General features: G+C 67.0%; 24 protein-coding genes and 1 tRNA gene. 9 read left to right on the top strand and 16 right to left on the bottom strand.

Going from position 1 to position 23,738, the window contains the following annotated elements:
• Positions 1–25: 25 nt before the first annotated feature.
• Together glgX and AC1DHY_RS14910 are read right to left on the bottom strand one after the other, a co-directional pair.
• On the bottom strand, positions 26–2,140 hold the full coding sequence (gene glgX, locus AC1DHY_RS14915; RefSeq protein WP_476903847.1) for a glycogen debranching protein GlgX: 2,115 nt from the start codon (positions 2,138–2,140) through the stop codon (positions 26–28).
• A gap of 161 nt (positions 2,141–2,301) precedes the next feature.
• A complete protein-coding gene (locus AC1DHY_RS14910) occupies positions 2,302–2,988 on the bottom strand; it encodes a DUF2848 domain-containing protein (protein ID WP_476903846.1) in 687 nt (228 codons plus the stop codon).
• Positions 2,989–3,127: 139 nt separating this feature from the next.
• Here AC1DHY_RS14910 and AC1DHY_RS14905 point away from each other — a divergent pair, with 139 nt between their 5' ends.
• The gene (locus AC1DHY_RS14905) at positions 3,128–4,495 is read left to right on the top strand and encodes an MFS transporter (protein ID WP_476903845.1); all 1,368 of its coding nucleotides are present in this window, start codon (positions 3,128–3,130) and stop codon (positions 4,493–4,495) included.
• A 9-nt stretch (positions 4,496–4,504) separates the two neighbouring features.
• On the opposite strand, the gene AC1DHY_RS14900 is transcribed toward AC1DHY_RS14905, so the two are convergent.
• Positions 4,505–5,179, bottom strand: a complete 675-nt coding sequence (locus AC1DHY_RS14900) for a GntR family transcriptional regulator (RefSeq protein ID WP_476903844.1) — start codon at positions 5,177–5,179, stop codon at positions 4,505–4,507.
• Positions 5,180–5,210: 31 nt separating this feature from the next.
• Here AC1DHY_RS14900 and AC1DHY_RS14895 point away from each other — a divergent pair, with 31 nt between their 5' ends.
• Entirely contained in the window at positions 5,211–6,008 is a 798-nt protein-coding gene (locus AC1DHY_RS14895) for a carbon-nitrogen hydrolase family protein (protein ID WP_476878638.1), read from the top strand.
• Positions 6,009–6,113: 105 nt separating this feature from the next.
• Here the strand turns inward: AC1DHY_RS14895 and rlmB are convergent, their stop codons facing one another.
• The 6 genes from rlmB to AC1DHY_RS14865 all read right to left on the bottom strand — a co-directional run bounded on the left by rlmB (position 6,114) and on the right by AC1DHY_RS14865 (position 11,066).
• Positions 6,114–7,106: a 23S rRNA (guanosine(2251)-2'-O)-methyltransferase RlmB gene (gene rlmB / locus AC1DHY_RS14890; RefSeq protein ID WP_476878637.1), complete on the bottom strand. Its 993-nt coding sequence runs from the start codon at positions 7,104–7,106 to the stop codon at positions 6,114–6,116.
• A 124-nt stretch (positions 7,107–7,230) separates the two neighbouring features.
• Complete coding sequence (cysS, locus tag AC1DHY_RS14885; protein WP_476878636.1) at positions 7,231–8,691, bottom strand: cysteine--tRNA ligase; 1,461 nt, start codon at positions 8,689–8,691, stop codon at positions 7,231–7,233.
• 40 nt (positions 8,692–8,731) lie between these two features.
• Entirely contained in the window at positions 8,732–9,085 is a 354-nt protein-coding gene (locus tag AC1DHY_RS14880) for a hypothetical protein (RefSeq protein WP_476878635.1), read from the bottom strand.
• Positions 9,086–9,136: 51 nt separating this feature from the next.
• Positions 9,137–9,661 (bottom strand): 2-C-methyl-D-erythritol 2,4-cyclodiphosphate synthase, encoded by a 525-nt coding sequence (ispF, locus tag AC1DHY_RS14875; protein ID WP_476878634.1) that lies wholly within the window; start codon positions 9,659–9,661, stop codon positions 9,137–9,139.
• Complete coding sequence (ispD, locus tag AC1DHY_RS14870) at positions 9,662–10,480, bottom strand: 2-C-methyl-D-erythritol 4-phosphate cytidylyltransferase (RefSeq protein ID WP_476878633.1); 819 nt, start codon at positions 10,478–10,480, stop codon at positions 9,662–9,664. It abuts the gene before it with no gap.
• A 103-nt stretch (positions 10,481–10,583) separates the two neighbouring features.
• Entirely contained in the window at positions 10,584–11,066 is a 483-nt protein-coding gene (locus AC1DHY_RS14865) for a CarD family transcriptional regulator (RefSeq protein WP_026266570.1), read from the bottom strand.
• A 277-nt stretch (positions 11,067–11,343) separates the two neighbouring features.
• Between AC1DHY_RS14865 and AC1DHY_RS14860 the strand changes: the two genes are divergently transcribed.
• A complete protein-coding gene (locus AC1DHY_RS14860; RefSeq protein ID WP_476878632.1) occupies positions 11,344–11,934 on the top strand; it encodes a hypothetical protein in 591 nt (196 codons plus the stop codon).
• A 118-nt stretch (positions 11,935–12,052) separates the two neighbouring features.
• On the opposite strand, the gene AC1DHY_RS14855 is transcribed toward AC1DHY_RS14860, so the two are convergent.
• Both AC1DHY_RS14855 and AC1DHY_RS14850 read right to left on the bottom strand, forming a co-directional pair.
• Positions 12,053–12,733, bottom strand: a complete 681-nt coding sequence (locus tag AC1DHY_RS14855; RefSeq protein ID WP_476878631.1) for a winged helix-turn-helix domain-containing protein — start codon at positions 12,731–12,733, stop codon at positions 12,053–12,055.
• Entirely contained in the window at positions 12,730–13,944 is a 1,215-nt protein-coding gene (locus tag AC1DHY_RS14850; RefSeq protein WP_476878641.1) for a sensor histidine kinase, read from the bottom strand. The genes AC1DHY_RS14855 and AC1DHY_RS14850 overlap by 4 nt, the downstream gene beginning before the upstream one ends.
• A 207-nt stretch (positions 13,945–14,151) precedes the next feature.
• Here AC1DHY_RS14850 and phoU point away from each other — a divergent pair, with 207 nt between their 5' ends.
• Positions 14,152–14,814 (top strand): phosphate signaling complex protein PhoU, encoded by a 663-nt coding sequence (gene phoU, locus AC1DHY_RS14845; RefSeq protein ID WP_476878630.1) that lies wholly within the window; start codon positions 14,152–14,154, stop codon positions 14,812–14,814.
• A gap of 94 nt (positions 14,815–14,908) precedes the next feature.
• Here phoU and AC1DHY_RS14840 read toward each other — a convergent pair whose 3' ends face one another.
• Positions 14,909–15,655, bottom strand: coding sequence for a phosphoglyceromutase (locus AC1DHY_RS14840; RefSeq protein ID WP_476878629.1), 747 nt, complete (start codon positions 15,653–15,655; stop codon positions 14,909–14,911).
• A gap of 84 nt (positions 15,656–15,739) precedes the next feature.
• On the opposite strand from AC1DHY_RS14840, the gene AC1DHY_RS14835 reads away from it, so the two are divergent.
• Positions 15,740–16,612 (top strand): class I SAM-dependent methyltransferase, encoded by an 873-nt coding sequence (locus tag AC1DHY_RS14835; RefSeq protein ID WP_476878628.1) that lies wholly within the window; start codon positions 15,740–15,742, stop codon positions 16,610–16,612.
• Here the strand turns inward: AC1DHY_RS14835 and AC1DHY_RS14830 are convergent.
• Both AC1DHY_RS14830 and AC1DHY_RS14825 read right to left on the bottom strand, forming a co-directional pair.
• Positions 16,597–16,950, bottom strand: coding sequence for a DUF2516 family protein (locus tag AC1DHY_RS14830; protein WP_476878627.1), 354 nt, complete (start codon positions 16,948–16,950; stop codon positions 16,597–16,599). The genes AC1DHY_RS14835 and AC1DHY_RS14830 overlap by 16 nt on opposite strands.
• Positions 16,951–16,959: 9 nt before the next feature.
• A complete protein-coding gene (locus AC1DHY_RS14825) occupies positions 16,960–18,144 on the bottom strand; it encodes a trans-sulfuration enzyme family protein (RefSeq protein ID WP_476903843.1) in 1,185 nt (394 codons plus the stop codon).
• A 91-nt stretch (positions 18,145–18,235) separates the two neighbouring features.
• Here AC1DHY_RS14825 and tmk point away from each other — a divergent pair, with 91 nt between their 5' ends.
• The 4 genes from tmk to AC1DHY_RS14805 all read left to right on the top strand — a co-directional run bounded on the left by tmk (position 18,236) and on the right by AC1DHY_RS14805 (position 21,841).
• Positions 18,236–18,904 (top strand): dTMP kinase, encoded by a 669-nt coding sequence (tmk, locus tag AC1DHY_RS14820; protein ID WP_476878625.1) that lies wholly within the window; start codon positions 18,236–18,238, stop codon positions 18,902–18,904.
• Positions 18,901–20,043 (top strand): DNA polymerase III subunit delta', encoded by a 1,143-nt coding sequence (locus AC1DHY_RS14815; RefSeq protein WP_476878624.1) that lies wholly within the window; start codon positions 18,901–18,903, stop codon positions 20,041–20,043. Before tmk ends, AC1DHY_RS14815 begins: the two co-directional genes overlap by 4 nt.
• A gap of 47 nt (positions 20,044–20,090) precedes the next feature.
• Positions 20,091–21,665 (top strand): alpha/beta hydrolase, encoded by a 1,575-nt coding sequence (locus AC1DHY_RS14810; protein WP_476878623.1) that lies wholly within the window; start codon positions 20,091–20,093, stop codon positions 21,663–21,665.
• Between the two features lie 103 nt (positions 21,666–21,768).
• Positions 21,769–21,841: transfer RNA gene (locus AC1DHY_RS14805), tRNA-Thr, on the top strand.
• 85 nt (positions 21,842–21,926) lie between these two features.
• Here the strand turns inward: AC1DHY_RS14805 and AC1DHY_RS14800 are convergent.
• A complete protein-coding gene (locus tag AC1DHY_RS14800; RefSeq protein ID WP_476903842.1) occupies positions 21,927–23,018 on the bottom strand; it encodes a tyrosine-type recombinase/integrase in 1,092 nt (363 codons plus the stop codon).
• Positions 23,019–23,128: 110 nt separating this feature from the next.
• A complete protein-coding gene (locus tag AC1DHY_RS14795; protein ID WP_476903841.1) occupies positions 23,129–23,722 on the bottom strand; it encodes a helix-turn-helix domain-containing protein in 594 nt (197 codons plus the stop codon).
• Positions 23,723–23,738: the final 16 nt, after the last annotated feature.

The raw sequence follows: 23,738 nt of genomic DNA, 5'->3' as shown, positions 1-23,738 counted from the left end.
TGTCCCATGTGCATGCTGCGGGCCGTCAGACGCGGTAGATGCTGATGGTGTTGGCCTGGACCACGTCACGCTCGCCGGCGGCGATGCGGACCCCCTGGCGGCGGTCATGGAGCTCAGAGGTGGTCAGGCGGAGCTCGTACAGCCGGTGACCGGCGCCGTCGTCGGCCGGGATCGAGGGGAGGGTGACCTTGATGTCCTGGGCGCTGCCGTTGATGACCACCAGTCCGTCGACGCGGCCGTCGTCGGATCCCAGCAGGAGCTGGACCACCCGGTGGCCCGGGTCCTGCCAGCGTTCGCCGGACATCGGTTCGCCGTTGACGTCGAACCAGTGGAAGTAGGACTGCTGGTCCCGGGCCGGGTAATCGTGCGGCTGGCCGGCCAGGAACTCCTTGCGCAGCCGGATCACGCGCTTGGTGCTGCGCAGCATGGCGTGTGATTCCGGCGTGCTGGTCCAGTCGATCCAGGTGATGGGGTTGTCCTGGCAATACGCGTTGTTATTGCCCTGCTGGCTGCGGCCGATCTCGTCGCCGGCCGTGACCATGGGCACGCCCTGCGAGATCATCAGTGAGGCCATCAGGTTTCGGCTGGTCTGGGCGCGCCGGGCCAGGACGTCCTCGTCCTCCGTGCGCCCTTCGAAACCATGGTTGTAGCTGCGGTTGTCCCCGTGACCGTCCCGGTTCTGTTCCCCGTTGGCCTCGTTGTGCTTGCGGTCGTAGGAGACGAGGTCCGCCAGGGTGAAGCCGTCGTGCGCGGTGATGAAGTTGACCGAGGCCAGCCGGCTCCGGCCCGAGGCCGCGAACAAGGCCGCGGAACCGGAGAGCGCATCCGCGAGCCGCGCCACCGAGCCGCCCTGACCGCCGGCTTCGATTGCTGCACGGTCGGCCAGCCAGAACGTCCGGACGGCGTCGCGGAAGTGATCGTTCCAGTCCACCCAGCCGGCCGGGAAGCGGCCCGTCTGCCAGCCGCCGTAGCCGACGTCCCACGGTTCGGCGATGAGCTTGGTCTCGGACAGGACCGGGTCCGCGGCGATCGCGACCAGGAAGGGGTGCCGGGGGTCGAACTCGTTGTTGGCGTTACGGCAGAGCGTGACGGCGAGGTCGAACCGGAAGCCGTCGATGTGGAACTCGTTCACCCAGTACCGCAGGGAGTCCAGGACCAGCTGCACCACCCGGGGTTCGCCGAAATTCAGCGAGTTGCCGCAGCCGGTGGTGTCCACGTATTTGCCGTTGCCGTCGTGGCGGTAGTACTCCAGCTCGCCCAGCCCGCGGAAGCTCAGGGTCGGCCCGTCGGGACCGCCTTCGGCCGTGTGGTTGTAGACGACGTCGAGGATCACCTCGAGGCCGGCAGCATGCAGGAGTTTCACCATGCCCTTGAACTCGTCCTGCACGGCGTGGGGTCCGGCGTCGCGGGCGGCCTGGGTGGCGTACCCGGGGTGCGGGGCAAAGAAGGCGGCCGTGTTGTAGCCCCAGTAGTTGGGCAGGCCGAGGTTCTGCAGGTGCAGCTCGTCCACATGGAAGTGGACGGGCAGGAGCTGGACGGCGGTGATCCCCAGCGCGATCAGGTGTTCGACCATGGCAGGGTGCGCCATCCCGGCGTAGGTTCCCTGGAGGTGCTCCGGAATATCCGGGTGCAGCATGGTCTGGCCGCGGACGTGGGCCTCGTAGATGATGCTGTTACGCCACGGGGTTCGCGGCAGATGGTCCGCGCCCCAGTCGAAGTCGCCGGCCATCCGCACGCTGGTGGTGAAACCGTCGCGCTCGTCCACGCCGCGGCCGTAAGGGTCCAGCAGCAGCGGCTGCACGCCGTCGGCGTCGAAATCCATGGTGGGGACGGACAGCGGCAGGGCGTCCCCCTCCGGCGGGACGCGCAGTCCGTAGCGCGAGCCGGCGGGCATTCCTTCGACGATGCCGTGGTGGACACCGTCCGTGACGTTGGGCAGGGTTTCCAGCTGCCAGGTGCCACCGGGGGCCTGGTAGGCGATGTCCAGGCTGGCCGCTCCCGGTGCGTAGACCGCCACGTTGGCGAAGGCACCCCGAGGGTCGTCCGCCGCCGGGTTGCCCGTGCGGGGGACGCTGACGCCGAGCGGAAAAGGCCGGGAGGCGTCTACGGTGGTAGCGGAATCAACAAAGGACTTGACCATCGCTTAAAGCTTAGCGGCGGATGACCAAAGGTCCGCTTTTCCACCGCCATACGTCGCGGATTGCGCCGGCCTCTTCCCTGCCGAGTGGGGCGCGGGCCGGGATTGCGCCCGGCCCGCGCCGGGCCCGGCCCGCGCCGGGCCGCACTTTAGCCGACCGGGCCTTAGCCGATCGGGGCGGCCATTTCCCGCACGCGGTAGCTGGCGCCGATGGTTTCGCCGGTGGCCGGGTCCCCCAGTTCCACGCGCCAGGCCGGCGCGAACTGGTCAACGCCGTGGACCATGGCCACGGTTCCGGACAGCAGGACGGTTCCCGGCTTGTTGAGGTTGCGCTCTTCGAGCTTCTCGATCCAGTAGTCAGGGGTGAGGAGGGCGCCCATGGTGCTGTCCTGGATGAGGGTCTCCTGGCCGTCCGCGTCCACGACCCAGCCGCGGATGGTGATGCTGTCCAGGCGGTCCCGGACGTCGTCAAGCCGCCAGGCCTTCTTGCCCAGGACGTCGGGGCTCGCGTTCTTGCTCCACGCCACGCCGTGGACCTCCAAGGCGCGGTCGGTATGGTCGCAGGCCACCGTCAGCAGCGGCCCCTTGTCGGAAATAATGAGGGCCCATTCGGCTTCCCCGGAGGTGCGCGGGTGCTGGACGTCGACGACGTCGGGCTGGGCGGCAAGGTACGGGGAGACGGGGTACAGCGCCGGCGTCGTGCTCGGGCCCGGCACGCCGAGCTCCGCGAGTTCGGCAATGTGGGCCTGCACCTCGTCCTGTTCGCGTCCGGCATAGCCGGCGTTCAGGAGATCGGTAACCTCAACGGAAACCGTGGAACCGTCCGTCAGTTCAAATGTCAGTTCAGTCATGGGTCATCCTTCGTTGCGCGGGCTGGCGTGATTTCACACGATGTTTACAAACAACTCTCGCTATTTGAGGGATCGTATGCCTAATGTATACAACATGCATAGGGAGTGACGCCAGTCACCTGCAACGAAAGGAAGCCATATGGCCGCCAACACTCAATCCGCGGCTCCGCCGGCACCGGAAGGGTCCCTGGACCGGAAGAGCCTGCTGAAGGCCTTCGCCGCCAGCCTCACCGGGACCTCGCTGGAGTGGTACGACTTCGCCGTCTACTCGGCCGCGGCAGCAGTCGTCTTTCCGGCTATTTTCTTCCCGGCCAGCGATCCGCTGACCGGAACCATGCTGGCCTTCTCCACATACGCCGTGGGGTACGTCTCGCGGCCGGTCGGCGGCATCATCTTCGGCCGGCTCGGCGACAGGATCGGGCGCAAGAAGGTCCTTGTGGTCACGCTGATGCTGATCGGCCTGGCGACGTTCCTCATCGGCCTCCTGCCGACCTACAACAACGTGGGCATGGTTGCCGGTGCGCTGCTGGTGGTGCTGCGCTTCGCCCAGGGCGTCGGCGTAGGCGGCGAGTGGGGCTCGGCGGTGCTGCTCTCCAGCGAGTTCGGCGATCCCCGGCGCCGCGGCTTCTGGTCCTCAGCCGCCCAGATCGGACCACCGGCGGGCAACCTGCTCGCCAACGGCGCCCTTGCCCTCCTGACGACGCTGCTCTCGGACCAGGCCTTCCTCGACTACGGCTGGCGCATCGCGTTCCTGGTTTCCGCGGTACTGGTGGGCTTCGGCCTCTGGATCCGCCTCAAGCTGGAGGACACGCCCGTGTTCCGCGCCATCGAGGCCCGCGGCGACGCCCCGAACGCGCCTATTACCGAGGTGTTCAAGCACGAGCTGCGTCCCCTGGTGGCCGCCGTCCTGAGCCGCGTGGGTCCGGACGTCCTCTACGCGATGTTCACCGTTTTCACCCTGACCTACGGCACCACGGCCCTCGGGCTGCAGCGGAACCAGGTGCTGGTGGCTGTGATGGTCGGCTCCGCCTTCCAGCTCGTCTGCATCCCGCTCGCCGGCGCCCTGTCGGACCGGATCAACCGCAGGCTGGTCTACGGCGGCGCTGCGGTCGCCGGCGCGGTCTGGTCCTACGTGTTCTTTGTGCTCCTTGCCGGAAAGTCCCCGGTGGTGCTGGTGATCGGCATCGTTCTGGGCCTGCTGACGCACTCCTTTATGTATGGCCCGCAGGCGGCGTTCGTGGTGGAGCAGTTCTCGCCGCGCCTGCGGTCGACCGGCTCGTCGCTGGCCTACACCTTTGCCGGTGTGATCGGCGGCGCCATCGCACCGCTGATGTTCACTGTCCTGCTGAGCGCATTCAACAGCTGGGTGCCGGTCGCCGCTTACGTCACGCTCGCCTGCGTCCTGACGCTGATGGGACTGGCCCTGGGCCGGAACTCGAATGTCCGCGAGGACGAGGACTACCTCGGGAGCCTGGCCGGAGCGCAGCCGGTCCGGGCCGGGGCCTGACGGCCTGACTTAGGCGCGCAGGACCAGGTCCAGGGTGACGGCGAGGTGGTGATCGATGGCGGTTTGTGCCGCCGCGACATCACCTCGCCGGAGCGCGGCCAGGATGACGTCGTGTTCGTCGCAGACCCGGCTCTGGCGGTCCTGGGTCCGGAACAGGGCCTCCACCCCAACAAAGACCTGGCGGGCACGCAGCCTGTTGTAGGTCTGGGAGATGAGGTCGTTGGCCCCGGCATCGATGAGGAGCTGGTGGAAATGCTGATCCAGGCGGATGAATTCCGTCGCCTGGTCCCGCCCTTCCTCGCCGGGGCCCGGCGCCCCGGCCATCACCTTGTGCTGTTCCTCAAGCGCCTGCGCCATCTCGGCCAGCGGAACCGTCCCGGCCTTGATGGTGGTCGCGGCAACATGGCGCTCCAGCACCCCGCGCAACTCAAACAACTCAGCAATCTGGCGGCCGGTAATCACCGGAATCAGGGCCCCGCGGTTGGGGATCAGCTCGATCAACCCGTCCGACACCAGCAGCAGCAACGCCTCCCGCACCGGAGTGCGCGAGACCCCGATGTCCCGGGCCAGTTCTTGCTCATTGACGAACTGACCCTGCATTGTTGGGTCAACAAGTATCTGGTCGCGTAAGTATTCGTAGGCTTTCTGCCGGCCTGTCGCCGCGTCCCCTGTTCGCCGTTGCATACTTTACGTATACACCATTTTGGAGGTAACCGTGCGCATAGCACTCGCTCAAATCATCACCGGCCGCGAGCTCGACCGGAACCTGGATCTGGTCCGGGATTCGGCCCGGCAAGCCAAAGAAGGCGGCGCGCAGCTGGTCATTTTCCCGGAGGCGACCATGCGCGCGTTCGGGAACTCGCTGCTGGACATCGCCGAACCGCTTGACGGCCCGTGGGCCTCGCAGGTCCGTGCCATCGCCGAGGAAGAGGGCATTGTCATCGTAGCGGGGATGTTCACCCCCGGAAGCGGCGGCCGAAAGGTCCGCAACACCCTCCTGGCCACCGGCGCCGGCGTGGACGCCAGCTATGACAAGATCCACCTCTATGACGCCTTCGGCTTTGCCGAGTCGGACACCGTCGACGCCGGTTCCCAGCCGGTGACGTTCGACGTCGGCGGCCTGACCTTCGGGCTGGCCACCTGCTACGACCTGCGGTTCCCGGACCTGTTCACGGAGAACGCGGAGCGCGGCGCCCTGGTCAACATCGTCTGCGCCTCCTGGGGTGCCGGGCCGGGCAAGGTGGAGCAGTGGAAGCTGCTGTCCCGGGCACGCGCCGTGGACTCCACCACGTTCGTGCTGGCATGCGGCCAGGGCGACCCCGCCACGCAGGGGGTGGAGGCTGCCGGTTCCGCACCCACCGGGGTGGGGCACTCCGCCGTCGTCTCCCCCTTCGGTGAAGTCCTGGAGGAGCTCGACGGCGCCCCGGGCCTGCTCTTCGCCGACCTGGACCCCGCCGTCGTCGCAGACGCGCGGACCAAACTGCCCGTCCTCGCCAACCGCCACAAGTTCTAGGGCGGGCCGGAGCCCCTCCGCTTCCGCACACAGCAACGCGGGGTCAGGCAACGCCCCGGGAGAGACTCCCGACGAGCGTTTCCTGGCCCCGCGGTGTTTGTGGTTCTAATTCGTGGCGCGCTGGCGGGAGATCTCGTAAAGGGAGATCCCGACGGCCATGGAGGCGTTGAGTGACTCCATGGCGGAGTCGATCGGGATGGAGACGATCTGGTCGCAGTTTTCGCGGACCAGGCGGCTGAGGCCCTTGCCCTCGGAACCGACCACGATGCAGACCGGCTCGGTGGCCAGGGCAAGGTCCGGCAGCGACACGTCGCCGTCGCCGTCCAGGCCCAGCACGTAGATGCCCATGTTCTTGAAGGCCTTGAGCGTGCTGTTCAGGTTCGCGGCGCGGGCGACCGGCACACGTACGGCAGCGCCGGCGCTGGTCTTCCAGGCCGAGGCGGTGACGCCGACCGAGCGGCGTTCGGGGACAATAACGCCGTGGCCGCTGAACGCCGAGACGGAGCGGATGATGGCGCCGAGGTTGCGGGGGTCGGTGATACCGTCGAGCGCCACGAAGAGCGGGGCGTTGGCGATGTGGCCCTTTTTCCAGCCCTCGATGGTTTCCTCGGCCAGCTCGTAGGCGTCCTGGTATTCGTACGGCGGGATCTGCAGCACCAGGCCCTGGTGGATGGCGTCGTCGGTCATCCGGTCCAGTTCGGGCTTGCCGGTTTCGAGCAGCGGGATACCGCGTTCGGCCGCGAGCTTGAGCGATTCCTTGACGCGGTCGTCCATCTCAATGCGGATGGCCACGTGCAGGGCCTTGGCGGGGATACCGGCGCGGAGGGCTTCCACCACGGAGTTGCGGCCCGTGACCACTTCTTCGGTGGCGCGGCCCTTGGGCCCGGAGCGGGCGCCTCCGCCGGCGCTGCGGGCACCGGTTCCGCGCTTGGCCGCGGAACGCTCGGCCAGCTGCTTGTTCTTGTGCGCCTTGTGGTAGGGGCGGTCCTCCGCTTTGGGAGTCGGGCCCTTGCCTTCCAGGGCTTTACGGCCGTGACCGCCGGTCCCGACAGTGGGGCCCTTCTTCATTTTGACCGAGCGGCGACCGTTGTTGGCCATGAGTTTCACCCTTTTAACTACGCGATTCGTTGATAAGTCTGAAGTCCAGTCTACTGACTCGAGCTAAATCCTCGACCGCACGGCCTGGCGCCGGGCTGCTGCAGCCGGCCGCCGGGGCAGGGGTTCAGCCGCGCTTGAGGCTCCAGCTGGCGCCGTCCGCACCGTCCTCGACGACGACGCCGGCTGCCCCGAGCGTGTCCCGGATGGCGTCCGAGGCCGCCCAGTCCTTGTCCGCCCGGGCCTTGGCCCGGGCCGCGAGCTGCGCCTCGATCAGGACGCTGAGGGCGGTGTTGGCGTGATCGTCGGCGGCGGGGGCGGCTGTGTCGTTGAGACCAAGGACACGCAGCATGTCCGTGACGCTGGCCAGTGCCTGCCGGGCGCCGTCGAGTTCGCCGGCGGTCAGCGCCGTGTTGCCGGCCCGCACGGTGTCGTGCAGCACAGCCAAGGCCTGCGGGACGTTCAGGTCATCGTCCATGGCGGCCGCGAAGGCCTCCGGAACGGGGCCGGCGTCGCCGCTGGCCGGTGTCCCGCCGTCGGCTCCGGCGATGGTCCGGACGGCCCTGCTGAGAAAACCGTCAATGCGTTCGACGGCGGCAGCGGCCTCGCCCAGGGAGGTGGGCTGGTAGTCCAGCACCGACCGGTATTGGGCCTGGCCGAGGTAGTACCGCACCACCCGCGGGGAAGCGAGCTCCAGCATTTCGGCGGGGCTGACGGTGTTGCCGATGGACTTGGACATCTTCTCGCCGGCATAGGTGACCATGCCGTTGTGCATCCAGAAGTTGGCGAAACCGTGGCCCGCCGCCTGGGACTGCGCCATCTCGTTCTCGTGGTGCGGGAACCTCAGGTCCAGCCCGCCGCCGTGGATGTCGAACTCGGTGCCGAGGTACTTGGTGACCATCGCCGAGCACTCCAGGTGCCAGCCGGGCCGGCCGGTTCCCCAAGGGGAGGCCCAGCCGGCGGTCGCCGGTTCGCCTTCCTTGTGGCCCTTCCACAGCGCGAAGTCCCGCGGATCGCGCTTTCCGCGGGGGTCGGCGTCGGGGGCCCCCTGCATGTCATCGAGCCGCTGGCGCGTCAGCGAACCGTACTTTGCCCACGACCGCACGTCGAAGTACACGTCGCCGGAGTCATCAAGGGCGGGGTAGGCGTGGCCGCGGTCGATCAGCTGCTGGATCAGGGCGTGCATTTCCGGGATGTGGCCGGTGGCGCGGGGCTCATAGGTGGGGCGGGAGACACCCAGGGTGTCGTAGGCCTTGAGGAATTCCTGCTCGTAGCGGTAGGCCAGCGCCCACCATTCCTCCTCGCGGACCGTGCCGGGCTCGCCCTCAAAATCCGCGCCGAACGAGTCGGCGGATTTGGCCAGGATCTTGTCATCGATGTCAGTGACGTTGCGGACGGTCGTGACGCGGAAGCCGCGGTATTGCAGCCACCGGGTGAGCTGGTCGAACGCGATCGCGGACCGGATGTGGCCGACGTGCGGCATGCCCTGCACGGTGGCGCCGCAGTAGTACAGGCTCACTTTGCCGGGGACGAGGGGGACGAAGTCGCGGACTTCAGCGGAAGCGGTGTCGTAAAAGCGCAGGGTCACCGCTCCAGATTAGCCGATGCCCGCCGGCCGGCCGGGCGGCCTACTTGCAGTGCTCGCCGATCTTGTCCATCTGCTGCCGGAGCTGGGTCAGCTGCTCCGGGGTCTGTCGGCCGGTGGCGCTGGATCCTACCTGTTTCATGATGTTGGCCATCTGCTGGATCGGTTCCGAGACTTCCGGAGCCACCTTGTCCGCGACTTCCTGGTAGTGCTGGCCGATCTGGCCGGCCCTTTCCTTGTCATTCCCCGTCGGCGCGAACGTATCGGTGGTGAGGAACTTGCAGCTTTCCTGGACACTCATGCGCGGCGTCGTCGGAGCCGACGGCGTCGCGGAACCGGCGCACCCGGCCAGCAGCATGCCGGCGGCCACAGCGAGAACGGGCAACAGCTTTTTCACGGGAGGTTCCTGACGTTTCCGGAGGGGGGTTGTCCCTTAAGCGTAGGCCAGTTACGCCGTTCCGGCTCCCCCCGCCGGGTAGACCAGGGCCGTCGCCGTGGCGGCGATGCCCTCTCCCCTGCCGGTGAAGCCGAGGCCATCGCTGGTGGTGGCAGAGACACTGACGGGCGCGCCTGCGGCCTCGCTGAGGACCCGCTGGGATTCCTCCCGGCGGGGCCCGAATTTGGGCCGGTTGGCTACGAACTGCACGGCGATGTTGCCGATCTCGAAGCCGCCGGCACGGACGATCCTGGCGGCCGCGGCCAGCAGCGTGACCCCGGACGCGCCGGCGTATTCCGGGCGGTCCGTGCCGAAGTGGGTGCCGAGATCGCCCATACCGCTGGCGGAAAACAGGGCGTCGGCCGCGGCATGCGCCACCGGGTCCCCGTCGGAGTGGCCGGCGAGCCCGCGCTCCCCGTCCCAGAACAGGCCGCCGAGCCACAGCGGCTGGGGTGCGTCAGCCGGGGCATAGGCATGGACGTCGATGCCAATTCCGGTCCGCGGGATAGGCGGCCCGGACAGCTGGTTCCCGCCCATCTAGCCCTCCACCCAGCGCGCGCCGAGCGGGCCCTCCAGGAGGCCCTCGGCGAGGATCAGGTCCAGCGGCGTGGTGATCTTCAGGGATTGGCTGGCGCCGCGCACGGCATGGACGGGGACACCGAGCATCTCTACGAGCATGGCGTCGTCCGTGACGGCCGCCTCCCGGGCACCGTCGAATTCGGCTGCAGCCACGTGCGCGCGCTGCAGGGTGGCAAGGTCGAAGCCCTGGGGGGTCTGCACGGCGCGCAGCATCTCCCGCGGCGCGGTGCCGGTGACCACTTCGGGGGCGATGTCCGCGTCGGCGCCGAGGGCCGGATCCACTGTCTTGATGGTGTCGACGACGGGGATCACGGGGATGACGGCGACGGCGCCGGCGGTGAGCGCCGCGGCAACCCGGTGGAACACGGCTTCGGGGGCGAGGGCGCGGGCGGCGTCATGGACCAGGACGGAGCGGATGCCCGGGGTGAGCGCCGAAAGTGCGGCGCGGACGGAATCGGCACGGCTTGCGCCGCCGTCGACGATGGTCACGTCCGGGACCTGCACGGCGGTCCCGGATGCGGTGGTGCGGCGGTGCTCGGCCTGCAGTTCGGCGGCAAATGCCTCGCACTGGGCCCGGAGCTCCGGGTCTCCCGGCGGGAGGGCCACACAAATCTGCCGGGCAACGCCTGCCGCCGCGACGCCCCGCAGGGCGTGCATCAGGATGCTGTCGCCGCCCAGCGGCACCTTCGCCTTGGGCATGCCGTAGCCCAGGCGCTGGCCGGATCCGGCGGCGACGACGACGACCGCCGTCGTTTGGGCTGTCGATGCAGTGTTCATGCGGACAACACTACGTCCCGGCGCCGGGCCGGGGCCCGTCCGGGGCGATTTAGGGCAAAAAGAAGCCCCGGCGGCCGTTACGCCACCGGGGTTCGATTCTTAGTTAGGAAGCCAGGACTTCGTCGAGAACGCTTGCGGCCTTCTCTTCATCAGTCTTCTCGGCCAGTGCCAGTTCTGAAATCAGAATCTGGCGGGCCTTGGCCAGCATGCGCTTCTCTCCTGCGGAGAGACCCCGGTCGTGGTCCCGGCGCCACAGATCGCGGACGACCTCTGCCACCTTGATGACGTCACCGGAAGCAAGCTTCTCCAGGTTTGCCTTGTAACGACGCGACCAGTTGGTGGGCTCTTCAGTGAACTCGGCCCGCAGCACGTCGAATACGTGCTCCAGGCCTTCCTTGCCCACTACGTCCCGGACCCCAACAAGGTCAACGTTTTCTGCTGGAACTTCAATGGTCAGATCACCCTGAGCCACCTTGAGCTTGAGATACATCTTCTCTTCGCCCTTGACAGTGCGCATCTTGATTTCTTCAATTTTTGCTGCACCGTGGTGAGGGTAAACTACTGTCTCGCCGACCTCAAAAACCATGTGGACATTCCCCTTTCCCGCAGACCAGTTTATCACGATTAAGGCATACGACTGCCATGGATCGGCCTCGGAAACCGCGTAAATCCGCGGAAAATGGCGTGAATCGGCCGCTTAAAGCCCTTGACGGATGCGGATAATAGTGCATTGGCCACCCCGTGCCAAGGCCCTCCGGCTTCGCTGCCCGGCGTCTCATCCGCGGTCCCGAATCCGCGTTTGAGGGCACTAGCGGATAGGCTATGCCTGAATAATGTTTCAAGACTCTCAAGGAGTGCGTGACGTGCGTTTCACTGCGATGACCCGGGGCCGGCGCGGCAAGCTGGCAATGGCAACGGCTGCACTTGGCATCAGCGTGCTGTCGGTGACCGGCTGCGGCTATATCAACCCCCAGCAGACCACTGAGCAGTACTCTGCCTCCGATGGAACGCGGACGGACCTGGGCCCGCTCCAGCTCCGCAACATGATGGTCATCGCAGACGGTGAGAACAAGCCCGGCCGCGTGCTCGGCGCGGTCTACAACACCTCCTCCCGCGATGTGAAGCTCACCATCGACGGCGCCAGCGGATCCGAGACCCAGGTCCCGGTCAAAAAGAACTCCTACGTCCTGCTGAACGAGTCCGCCGACCCGGCGATCCTGAGCACCTCCGGCGGCAAGCCGGGTTCGCTCGTGGAGGTCACCATCAGCGAGGACGGCACCAGCAAGACCGCCAAGTTCAAGATGCCGGTCCTGGACGCCACCATCACGGACTACAAGAAGTACCTCCCCACCGCCGAGCCCACCGGCTCCGCGACCCCGTCCGGCACGGCCACCCCCTCCGAATCCGCCACCCCGGGGACGTCGGAGACCCCCTCGGCCACGCCGACGCCGTAGCCCGACGCTTCAGCCCGACGCCGGGCAGTCCCCGGCAACGGCAGTCCAGCCACACACGAAAGGAGGGGCACCCCACGGTGCCCCTCCTTTTGTGTGTGCCGGCTTGTGCGGGATCCGGCTACGGCTCGAACTTGTAGCCCAGGCCCCGGACCGTGATCAGGTACCGGGGCGCCGAGGGGTCCGGCTCGATCTTGCTGCGCAGCCGCTTGACGTGCACGTCCAGGGTTTTGGTGTCGCCGACGTAGTCGGAGCCCCACACCCGGTCAATGAGCTGCCCGCGGGTCAGGACCCGGCCGGAGTTCCGCAGCAGCATCTCAAGCAGCTCGAACTCCTTGAGCGGCAGGGAGACCTGCTCGCCCTGGACGCTGACAACGTGCCGTTCGATGTCCATCCGCACGGGACCGGCCTGGACGGTGCTGGAGACCAGTTCCTCGGGCTCGCCGTGGCGGCGCAGGACGGCCCGGACCCGGGCGACGAGCTCACGGGAGGAGTAGGGCTTGGTGACGTAGTCGTCGGCGCCCAGTTCCAGGCCCACCACCTTGTCGATCTCCGCGTCCTTGGCGGTCAGCATAATGACCGGGACGGAGGAGCGCTGGCGCAGCTGGCGGCACACCTCAGTTCCGGACTGCCCGGGCAGCTGGAGGTCCAGCAGGACCAGGTCGGCGCCGTTGCGGTCGAATTCGGTGATGGCGTCCAGGCCGTTGTCCACGACCTCCACCTCGAATCCTTCCTTGCCCAGCAGGTAGGACAGGGGGTCGCTGAACGACTCCTCGTCCTCGACAATAAGAATCCGGCTCAAGCGCTAGCTCCTTGTTCATGGACGCCGACGGCGTCGCGTCGATCGTGTCGTGCAGTGTGGGGGGCCTTGCGGGGATCCTGCGCCGGCTCGTCCTGGCCTTCCATTTCCGGCAGGCGGATGGTGAAGGTGGAGCCCTGCCCGGGCTGGGACCAGAGGGTGACTTCGCCGCCGTGGTTGGCCATGACGTGCTTGACGATGCTCAGGCCCAGGCCCGTGCCGCCGGTGTGGCGGGAGCGGGCCGAGTCCACCCGGTAGAAACGCTCAAACACGCGCTCCTGGTCTTCCGGGCTGAGCCCCTCCCCCTGGTCCGTGACGGAGACCGCCACCAGGCCGTCGCGGGCCCGCACCCCCACACCCACGCGGGTGTTCTCGGGCGAGTACCGGATGGCGTTGTCGATCAGGTTGCGCAGCGCCGTGACCAGCAGGTCCTGGTCACCGTAGACCATGGCGTCGGCCCGGCCGCCCACCACAATGTCGATGTTCTTGCTTTCGGCCGGCAGCTGGGACCGGTCCACGGCTTCGGCCACCACCGTGTTGATGTCCACCGGGTGGGCCTGCTGGGCCACGTTGGCCCCCTGCAGGCGGGAGAGTTCGATGATGTCCTGCACCAGCGCGGCAAGCCGGGTGGATTCCTTGTGCATCCGCTTGGCGAACCGGCGTACGGCTTCCTCGTCGTCGGGCGAAGCTTCCAGCGCCTCGGCCAGCAGCGAGATCGCGCCCACCGGGGTCTTGAGTTCGTGCGAAACGTTGGCGACGAAGTCGTTGCGGATCTCTTCGGTACGGGTGATCTCCGTGCGGTCGTCCGCGAGCAGCAGGATATATTCCTCACCAAGCATGGCGGCGCGGACCTGGACGACGATGGTTCCCTGGCCGAGCGGGCCGCGGGGCAGCTCGAGCTGCTTCTCCAGGATGACGCCGTCGCGGCGGACCTTCGCCGTCATTTCCAGCAGCTGCCGGTGCACCACCGTATGTCCCCGGACCAGCCCATAAGCGTAGGCGCCCGGGCTGGCGCGCACCACGCCGTCGATGGCGTCCACCACCACGAAGGCACGCCCGACGACGGCCAGCACCTCGGCGGCGCCGTCGGGAAGTGACGGATCGCCGGTTTCGACGTCGCTGATCTTGCGCTGCTGTTCGCTGATCCTGAAGGCCAGCACGCCAAAAATGCCAAGCGCCAGGCCGATGAGGCCTGCGATCACACCGATAAGCATTGGATCCACGGCTTTAGCTTATGCGCAGCGGCCCGGCCGAAATTGAAATCTGGTGCGATTGCGGTGCTGGTTCAGCTAACGTTCACCTATTGAGGCGTAACAGTTCACCGGAGACTGGAAGGGTGAGAGGTTGAACGCCGCTACGGTGAAACGAAACGGGCCGGTCACAGTGGTGCCCGGCGACGTTTCCGAGGAAAGGACGCACCTGTGCGTAAGGTTTTTCAGGAAGAGCTCGTCCAGGTCGGTGAGCAGCTGATCGAGATTTCGAAGCTGGTCAGCGGTGCCTTCGAGAAGGCCACCACCGCCTTTGAGGGGGCGGACATCGACCTCGCCGAGGATGTCATCGCGGCGGATGCCCGGATCGATTTCCTGCAGAACAGCCTCGATGAACGTGCCATCGACATCCTCGCCCTTCAGGGTCCGGTGGCCAGCGACCTGCGGATGATCGTGGGCTCGCTGCGGATGAGCGCTTCCCTTGAGCGGATGGGCGACCTCGCCCGGCACATCGCCCAGCTCGCCCGGCTGCGCTACCCGGCCGTGGTCATCCCGCAGCCGCTGCAGGAGACCTTCAAGAGCTTCGCCAAGTACGACCTCGAAATCGCGGAGAAGCTCACCGTCCTCCTGGAAACCCGCGACCTCGAAGTGGCACGCGACATCCTGAAGGCCAACACCGCCGTCAACGACCTGCACCTGAGCGTCTTCAAGGCCATCGCACGCAGTGACTGGGCCGAACCCGCAGCCACCACCGTGGACGTGGCCCTGGCCAGCCGTTACTTTGAGCGCTTCGCGGACCATGGCGTCTCCGTCGCGCAGAAGGTCACCTACCTGGTCACCGGCGCCTGGCAGCCTAACAGCATCGAGCACAGCTGACGGCTGGTCCGTCCCGGCAGCAGCCCATACGACGGCGGCCGGTCACCTTGGGGGTGACCGGCCGCCGTCGTTGTATCCCGGGTGGGAAGGAGGGCTACTTCTTGCCCTGGTTGGCCACTGCCTTGATGGATTCCGCGGCGGCCTCGGGGTCCAGGTAGGTGCCGCCCGGGTTCAGCGGTTTGAAGTCCTCGTCCAGTTCGTAGACGAGCGGGATGCCGGTGGGGATGTTCAGGCCAGCGATGTCCTCATCGCTGATGCCGTCCAGGTGCTTGACGAGCGCGCGCAGCGAGTTGCCGTGGGCGGTGACCAGCACGGTCTTGCCGGCCTTGAGGTCTTCCTTGATGTCCGACTCCCAGTACGGCAGCAGCCGGACCAGGACATCCTTGAGGCATTCGGTGCGGGGCATGGCGTCGCCGAGGTCCTGGTAGCGCGGATCCCCCACCTGCGAGAACTCCGAGTCGTCGGCAAGGGGCGGCGGCGGGGTGTCGTAGGACCGGCGCCAGGTCATGAACTGTTCCTCGCCGTACTCGGCCAGCGTTTGGGCCTTGTCCTTGCCCTGCAGCGCGCCGTAGTGGCGTTCGTTGAGGCGCCAGTCCCGCTTGACGTCGATCCAGCCGCGGTCGGCCTTTTCCAGTGCCAGGTTCGCGGTGTTGATGGCCCGCTTCAGGCGGGAGGTGTAGAGGATGTCAGGGAGGATGTTGCTCTCCACCAGAAGCTCGCCGCCGCGTACTGCCTCGGCCCGGCCCTGGTCGTTCAGGTCAACGTCCACCCAGCCGGTGAACAGGTTCTTGGCGTTCCATTCGCTGTGGCCGTGGCGCAGCAGAATCAGCTTGTAAGTCATGCTTTTTATCCTAGCCGAGCGCTCCCGGACCGTGCCGAGCGTTACACGCCGCCCGCCTCACCGCAACGGCGATAGGGTTGGCGTGTGGTGCAGAAGGCTGAGCGGGTGGCGTCGCCCCGGAACCAGGGCGCGGCCCGGGACGGAGCCGCGGGAGCCTCCCGTGCCGGCCGGCCGGTGGGCAACGTGACCCGCGGGACCACCAACCCCAACCGGATGCGGCGCGTGGACCGGTGGCTGACCGGCCCCCAGGCCTGGCGTCTCCGCAACGCCACGGACCCGCTGGTGGTCGACCTCGGCTATGGCGCCTCCCCGGCCACCGCCGTCGAACTCTTTGAACGCCTGTCCGCCGTCAGGGCCGATGTGCACATGGTGGGGATCGAGATCGAGCCGGAGCGGGTCCGGCAGGCCAAGGCGCTGGAACGTCCCGGGCTCAGCTTCACACGGGGCGGCTTCGAGCTTCCGGTGCCGGGCCGGCCGGTGCTGGTCCGGGCCTTTAATGTGCTGCGGCAATACGAGGAAGCGGATGTGGCGGCCATCTGGCGGCTGGTGCAGGACCGGCTGGCTCCGGGCGGGCTGTTCATCGACGGGACGTGCGACGAGATCGGCCGCCGGGTCACCTGGGTGGCGCTCGACGCCGACCGTCCCCTCAGCCTGGGTCTGTCCATGCGTTTTGGCGGCTTTGAGCTTCCCTCGGAGATCGCCGAACGGCTGCCCAAGGCCCTGATCCACCGGAACGTGCCGGGCGAACGGATCCACACTTACCTGCAGGCACTCGACAAGGCGTGGCTCGACGCAGCGCCGCTGGCCTCCTTCGGAAACCGGCAGCGCTGGACGGCCATGTGCCGGGCCCTGCGCGAGGGCGGTTGGCCCGTGCAGGACGGCCCGTCGCGCTGGCGGCTGGGCGAACTCACTGTGGACTGGGAGGCCGTGGCCCCCGCCGGTCACCAGGGGCCGTAAGGGCCCATGTTCCTGCTGCCGCCGCGGCCGGCGTCCTTCACGGCGGGACGGACATCTGCGAGGTACACGGCAGCGGCCGTCACTGCGGCGAGGCCGAAGAGCCCCAGCGGGCCGAAGAACCCTCCGCCACCGCCCACAATGGACAGCAGCCCGATGGCCAGTGCACCGCCGGTCAGTGCCAGCCAGAACGTTTTGGTCCGTTTGGACACCGCTTCGAACGCGTTGGCTTTGTGCCGGAGGCAGTCGAAGAACGCCCACACCTCGAGGCCAAGGGCCACGAGGGCGAGGAGGAAATAGATTCCTCTTTCGGCAATGTCAATCAGCACTCTTCCGTCCATGCCCCCAGCCTAGCCGTCCAGTGTGGCCAAAGCCTGCTGCAAATCGGCCCACAGGTCCTCGACGTTCTCAATGCCGACGCTCAGCCGGACCAGGTTCGCCGGCACGCTTTCCGGTTCCGCGGTGTGCCGGCGGCGGCGTTCAATCAGGGATTCCACTCCGCCCAGGGACGTGGCCGGCAGCCACAGCTGCAGGGCGCGGATCATCCGGTCGGCGGCGTCGGCCCCGCTGAGGCCGGCCGCCGGCGCCATCTCGATGCACAGTACCGAGCCGAAGCCCTTCATCTGGGACTTGGCCCGCTCGTGTCCGGGGTCCGCGGGGAGCCCCGGGTACCGGACGCTGCTGACGCGGGGGTCGCCGCTGAGCCGTTCGGCGATGACCGCGGCCGAGGCCTGCGAGCGCTCAATCCGCAGTGCCAGCGTGCGCAGCCCGCGCAGGGCGAGCCACGCTTCGAAGGGCCCGGCGATGCCGCCGTGGATGGTGCGGTGGTGCAGCAGCTGCGCGTGCAGCTCGGCGTCGGACGTCACCAGGGCGCCCAGCACGACGTCGGAGTGGCCGGACAGGTATTTCGTGACCGAGTGCAGGACGACGTCGGAGCCGAGGCTGAGCGGCTGCTGCACCAGGGGCGTGGAGAACGTGTTGTCGGTGACGACGAGGGCGCCGGCCGCGTGGGCGGCGGCGGTGAGCGCACGGATGTCCGCGACGCCGAGCATCGGGTTGGTGGGGCTTTCGAGCCAGAGCATGCTGGCCGGCTTGCCGTCGGCGGGCGCCAGCTGCGCCAGCACGGCGTCGGTGTCCGCGATGTCCACGGTCCGCAATTCCAGCGCGCCCTTCTGGGCCAGCTCGGTGGCCATCACGAGGGACCCCGCGTAGCTGTGCGACGGCATGACCAGTACACCCTGCGCCGGGACCAGGGACAGCGCGGAACTCACGGCGGCGAGACCCGAGGCGTACAGCAGGCCCGGAAGCTCCGCGCCTTCCAGCTGCGCCAGCGCCTGCTCGAACGGGTCCCAGGTGGGGTTGGAATACCGGCCGTAGCCGCGGTCTCCGGGACCCAGCGGTCCGGTGCCGAAATACGTCGAGGACAGCACGAGCGGCGGGTTGACCGGGGCGTCGCGTTCACGCGCCGGTCGGCCCGCGGCCACCACCACGGTTTCGGCGGAAAGCGAGGCTGCCTGTTCATGGGAGAGACTCATGGTCACAGGGTACGACGCGGCCGCCCCGGCCCCGTAAGGCATTACGCGCCGGCCACCCTAAAGTGTCGGTGATTATCGGTAGGCTAGAGCGGTGACTACCCAGACTCCCGGCCCGTTCCCTGGCCTGTTCATTGCCTTCGAGGGCGGCGACGGCGCCGGCAAGTCCACGCAGGCAGCCGAGCTCGCCGCGGCGCTGGAGTCACGCGGACTGACGGTGCTGCGGACCCGGGAACCCGGGGGCACCCCGATCGGCGAGAAACTCCGGTCCCTGGTGCTTGACCACGGCCATGGCCACATCGATGCCCACACCGAGGCCCTGATCTTCGCCGCCTCACGCGCGGCCCACGCCAGCCAGGTGATCCGGCCCGCGCTGGAGCGCGGCGACGTCGTCCTCACTGACCGGTACATCGACTCGTCGGTCGCCTACCAGGGCGCCGGCCGGAACCTGGGCACGGAGGCTGTCCGGGATATCAACGCGTGGGCCACCTCCGGCCTGCAGCCGGACCTCACCGTGCTGCTCGACGTCGATCCCGCCGACGGCCGGCGGCGCCGGACGGCAGGGGACGCCGCGGAGGACCGGCTGGAATCCGAGGCGGACGAGTTCCACGCCCGGATCCGGGACACGTTCCTGGCTTTGGCAGCGGCCCGGCCGGAACAATATCTGGTCCTGGCCGCGCAACAACCCGTGGCGGAGCTGGCCGGGCAGATCCTCGCACGGGTCGAGGCGCTGCTCACGCTGCGCCAGGGCAGCTCGGCATGAGCGTCTGGGACGACCTCCAGGGCCAGCCCGCCGTCGTCACCCAGCTGCGCCAGGCCGCCGAGGGCGACGGGCTCACGCACGCCTGGCTGTTCACCGGCCCCCCGGGATCCGGCCGGTCCAACGCCGCTAAGGCCTTTGCCGCGGCACTGAACTGCGACCAAGAGGACGTGGCGAGGCGCGGCTGCGGGGAATGCCCTGCCTGCCAGACCATCCTCGGCGAGACGCACTCCGATGTGACTTTCGTGCGGACCGAGAAGGTCACCATCACCATCGACGAGGCCCGCGAGCTCGTCTCCAGCGCCGGCAACCGGCCCTCCTCGGCCCGCTGGCGGATCATCGTCGTGGAGGACGCGGACCGGATGGCCGAGCGGACCACCAACGTGCTGCTGAAAGCCATCGAGGAGCCCACGCCGCGCACCATCTGGATGCTGTGTGCCCCCTCCCCGGCCGACGTGCTCGTCACCATCCGCTCGCGCTGCCGCCCCGTGGCGCTGCGCCTGCCACCCGCGGCGGACGTCGCGGCCCTGCTGGTCAAGCGCGACGGCGTCGAACCCGAAGTTGCCGAACGCGCGGCCCGCGCCGCGCAAAGCCACGTGGGGATCGCCCGCCGGCTGGCCCGTGACCCCGAGGCACGGGACCGGCGGCTGGAGACCGTGCGGTTCCCCCTGCACCTGCGCGGCATCACAGCGGCCGTGATGATGGCGGACAAACTGGTCAAGATCGCCACCGAGGAAGCCAACAGCTCCAATGATGAGCGCGACGCCGCCGAAAAGACGGCGCTGCTCGCCACCTTGGGGGCACCCGAAAGCGGGCCGCTTCCGCCGGCGATGCGTGGCCAGGTGAAGCAGCTTGAGGATGACCAGAAGCGCCGCGCCAAACGGTCCATCACAGATTCGCTTGACCGTACCCTGACCGACCTGTTGTCCTTTTATCGGGATGTGCTGATCATCCAGATGGGCAATGCCGTGGAACTGGTCAACCTTGAACTCCGCGAGGAGCTGCAGGAGTTCGCCGGACGCTCGACGGCGGAAGTTACCCTTGCCCGAATGGATGCCATCAACAAGGCCCGCCAGCGGATCACCACCACCAACGTGGCTCCGCTGCTGGCCATCGAGTCCATGGCCGCCAGCCTGATTTGACCCGATCAGCCTCGATCCGCACAGTTCCACGTTCCAAGGAGAACCGCATGACGTCAGTTCCACCATCGCCGGCAGGTAACCGAAGCCGGGGGTTCGGCGTGCGGAAGGCCAGCGCCCTGGCGCTGGGCTTGGTGCTGGCCCTGGTGCTCTCCTCATGCACCCTGTTCGGGGGCGGCTCGAACAGCGCTTCGTCTACGCCCGATCCGTCGATTGCCGCTTCCGCCCCGGCCGAGCTGCGCAGTTTCTACTCGCAGCAGCTCAAGTGGTCCGCCTGCGAAGGTGACTTCCAGTGCGCCAAGGTCAAGGTTCCCGTGGATTACAGCAAGCCCGACGGCGACTCGATTGAGCTCGCCGCGATCAAGCTGGTCTCGAAGGGCGGCAACAAGAAGGGCAGCCTGCTGGTCAACCCCGGCGGCCCCGGCGGCTCCGGCTACGACTTCGTCAAGGATGCCGGGTCCACGAACATTTCCGAGAAGGTACGCTCCAACTACGACGTCGTCGGCTTCGATCCGCGCGGCGTGAAGCGCTCCGCTCCGGTCACGTGCCTCACGGACAAGGAACGCGACGCGAACCGCGCCAAGATCTACAAGCTGGACACCGACGCCGGGCTGGCCGAGGCCCTCGCCGACAACAAGGCGATCGCCGCCAAATGTGCCGAGAAGACCGGCCCCGTCCTGGGCCACATCGACACCGTCAGCGCCGCAAAGGACCTCGACATCCTGCGGGGTGTGCTCAACGACGCCAAGCTGAACTACCTCGGCTACTCCTACGGGACGTTCCTGGGTTCCACCTATGCCTCGCTCTTCCCGGACAACGTGGGCCGCATGGTGCTCGACGGCGCACTGGACCCGTCGCTGAGCAACGAAGAGCTCACGGCGGGCCAGGCAAAAGCCTTCGAAAAGGCCATCCATGCCTACGTGACCCGGTGCCTGCAGGAGAGCGGCTGCCCGCTCAGCGGTACCCCGGACGAGGCCATCCGGCAGATCCAGGAACTCATCGCCGCGATCGAAGCGAACCCGCAGACCGCCAAGGACGGGCGTGTGGTCAACGCCTCCATGTTCGTCAGCGGCTTCATCCTGCCGTTCTACAACGACGACAACTGGCCCATTCTCACCCAGGCCCTGGATAGCGCGATGAAGGGGGACGTCTCCCCGATGCTGCGCCTGGCCGACTTCGGTGCCGACCGTGAGCCCAACGGCACGTACTCGGCCAACTCGACGTTCGCGTTCAACGCCATCAACTGCCTGGACTACCCGATGACCTCCGACACGGCAGCGATGCGGGCGGACGAGAAGCAGCTCCGGCAGCTCTCCCCGACCCTGGGCTACTACTTCGCCTACGGCGGCACGAGCTGCAAGGACTGGCCCTACAAGAACGTCCGCACCCCCGCGCCGGTCAAGTACACCGGCTCCACCGACATCGTGGTGGTCGGCACCACCGGCGACCCCGCCACACCGGTGGAGTGGGCCAGCTCCCTGCGCAAGCAGCTGGGCACCGCCTCGCTGCTGACGTGGAAGGGCGAGGGGCACACCGCCTACGGCCGCTCCAACAGCTGCATCGAAAAGGCCGTGGACGGGTACCTCGTGGACGGCAAAACGCCGGCTGATAACACGGTCTGCTGACGCGCCGGAGGCCACCGCCCGGCTCATTTTGACCCGGGCGCAAAGACTCCATTACAGTTGTCTCTTGCATGATCCGCCCGGTTCGCCGGGCGTTCACGCGGTTGCTTCCTTAGCTCAGTCGGTAGAGCGTCTCACTCGTAATGAGAAGGTCATCAGTTCGATTCTGATAGGAAGCTCGAGAAGAACCCCGTGTTATCGCGTAAAAAACGATGACACGGGGTTTTTGTTTTACCCACCTGCGAGCGCGTGAGCACATCGTGATCACATAAATTTTCGCCGAGCGACGTCGAGTGCGTCGGCGACTTTGTCCAGATCATCTTCGAACAGGTCCGCGTACGTGTTCAGAGTCATCGCCGCGTCTCGATGACCGAGCATCCGTTGAACGGCCTTTACGTTTGCCCCGGCGGATATGGCGAGGGACGCGGCGGTGTGCCTGAGATCGTGCGGGGTGATGACTGGCGCGGCAGGATCTTCCGACTGTAAAGCCTCGACCGCGGCATTGAACTTCCGCTTCCGGAAGTTGTTCCCGCGCATCACTCCCCCATCGGGGGCAGTGAACACCAGGTCATCTCTTCCCTTGCCTTCGCATCTCCGAGCAAGTGATTCGGCCAAGAACGCAGGAAACGGAACGCTCCTCGCTTCCTTGTTTTTCGGCGTTCCCCAGACAATGTGGCCCCGCACGTCGGCGACCGCTTCGGAAACATCGATCCTTCGTTTGAGCATGTTCAGGCTCTTGACCTTCAGCGCCGCCATCTCTCCCCATCTGAGGCCCGTGTAGGCAAGAAAAAGGACTACGTCTCCGTAGTCCTTACAGTGGGCGGCGAGTGCGTCCACCTGTTCATGGTTCAGGTACCCGTGTCGTCTGCTCACGATCTGCGGGAGCTTGACGCCTTCACAGACATTTCGTGCGAGCCTGTTTTCGGCAACTCCATATTTCAGGATGATGCCCAAGGTGTTCAGCGGCATTCGCACGGATGCTGCTTTGAGATTCTGCGACAGGGATCTCACCCATGATTCAACCTCGGGTTTGGTGATCGTAGCTATCTGACGGTGTCCCCACTTCGGCAGCACGTGCTTGTCCAGAGAATGCCTGTAATTCGACAGCGTCGTGGGCTTCAGGTCGATCCGCGAGTCGAACCAACGGACGGAAAGTTCCTCGAGCGTGATCCGACCAGCGGCGGTTCCCACGTATGACCCCTTGGCCTTCGAGTCCTCCATGCTGTTCATCCACTGGGTTGCGTCGCGTTTGGTCTTGAACCCGCGCTCCATCGTCTGCTTGCCGTCGGGAGTTCTGTATCGAACCATCCACAGCTTGCCTAGGGTTTTGGTTTCATAGGACACGACGGAGGCCATGTCTGCACCTTTCTGTCGTCACGTCAGTGGGCACGCGTGGGTAATCATTCCGACCCAACACTGCAATGGTCTGTCGGATGTCTCGCCGTGGTCTGTGTGAGTCGTTGTGGTCAGCCACCGAGTATCGCCCGCCTCACGGCCTGCTTGAACTCCACAGAATCGTAGACGGAATGCAGTGACGTAGGCGTCCCCGCCGAAAGCAGTTCACCATCAGCGTCCACGACCGTGACAGAACCACCCGCCAGCAAAGCCTTTCGTGCGTCTTCGACTGCCTTGACGGTCTCGACATCTTCCCAAGCAGGGGTAACTCTCTCCCGGAACTCGTCAAGGTCACTCTTCTCTCGAATCCAGATTGGCCTTCGCCCGCGGAGCCAGTCATAAACGTCCCGCCGCTCGGCGGCTTTGATCATGCTGGGGATTTCTTCGACTCCCGACACTCCCACGAGTTCGTCGGGGTCGTCTCCGTGATCGAGTAGAAGCTCGGCCGGCGTGACCTGGAAGGCCAAAGCGAGACCGACCAAGTCGTCAACATCGATCCGACGCTCCCCCGATTCGATGCGCTTCAGGACCGTTTCGTGGATCGCGTGACCCGCAACTTCCTTCATCTCGCGCACGGTCGCCGCGTAAGTGCGACTCCCCCGCAACCTGCGGACGTTCTTCCGGATCGTCTTAGAGGCCGGGCCGTCATTGATTGCTTTGCTCATGCCCACCAGCCTATCG

The sequence above is a fragment of the Arthrobacter sp. 05L44 genome, from assembly GCF_056397605.1.
The sequence above is the reverse complement of the archived record's forward strand: the minus strand, read 5'-3'. Positions and strand labels throughout refer to the sequence as shown.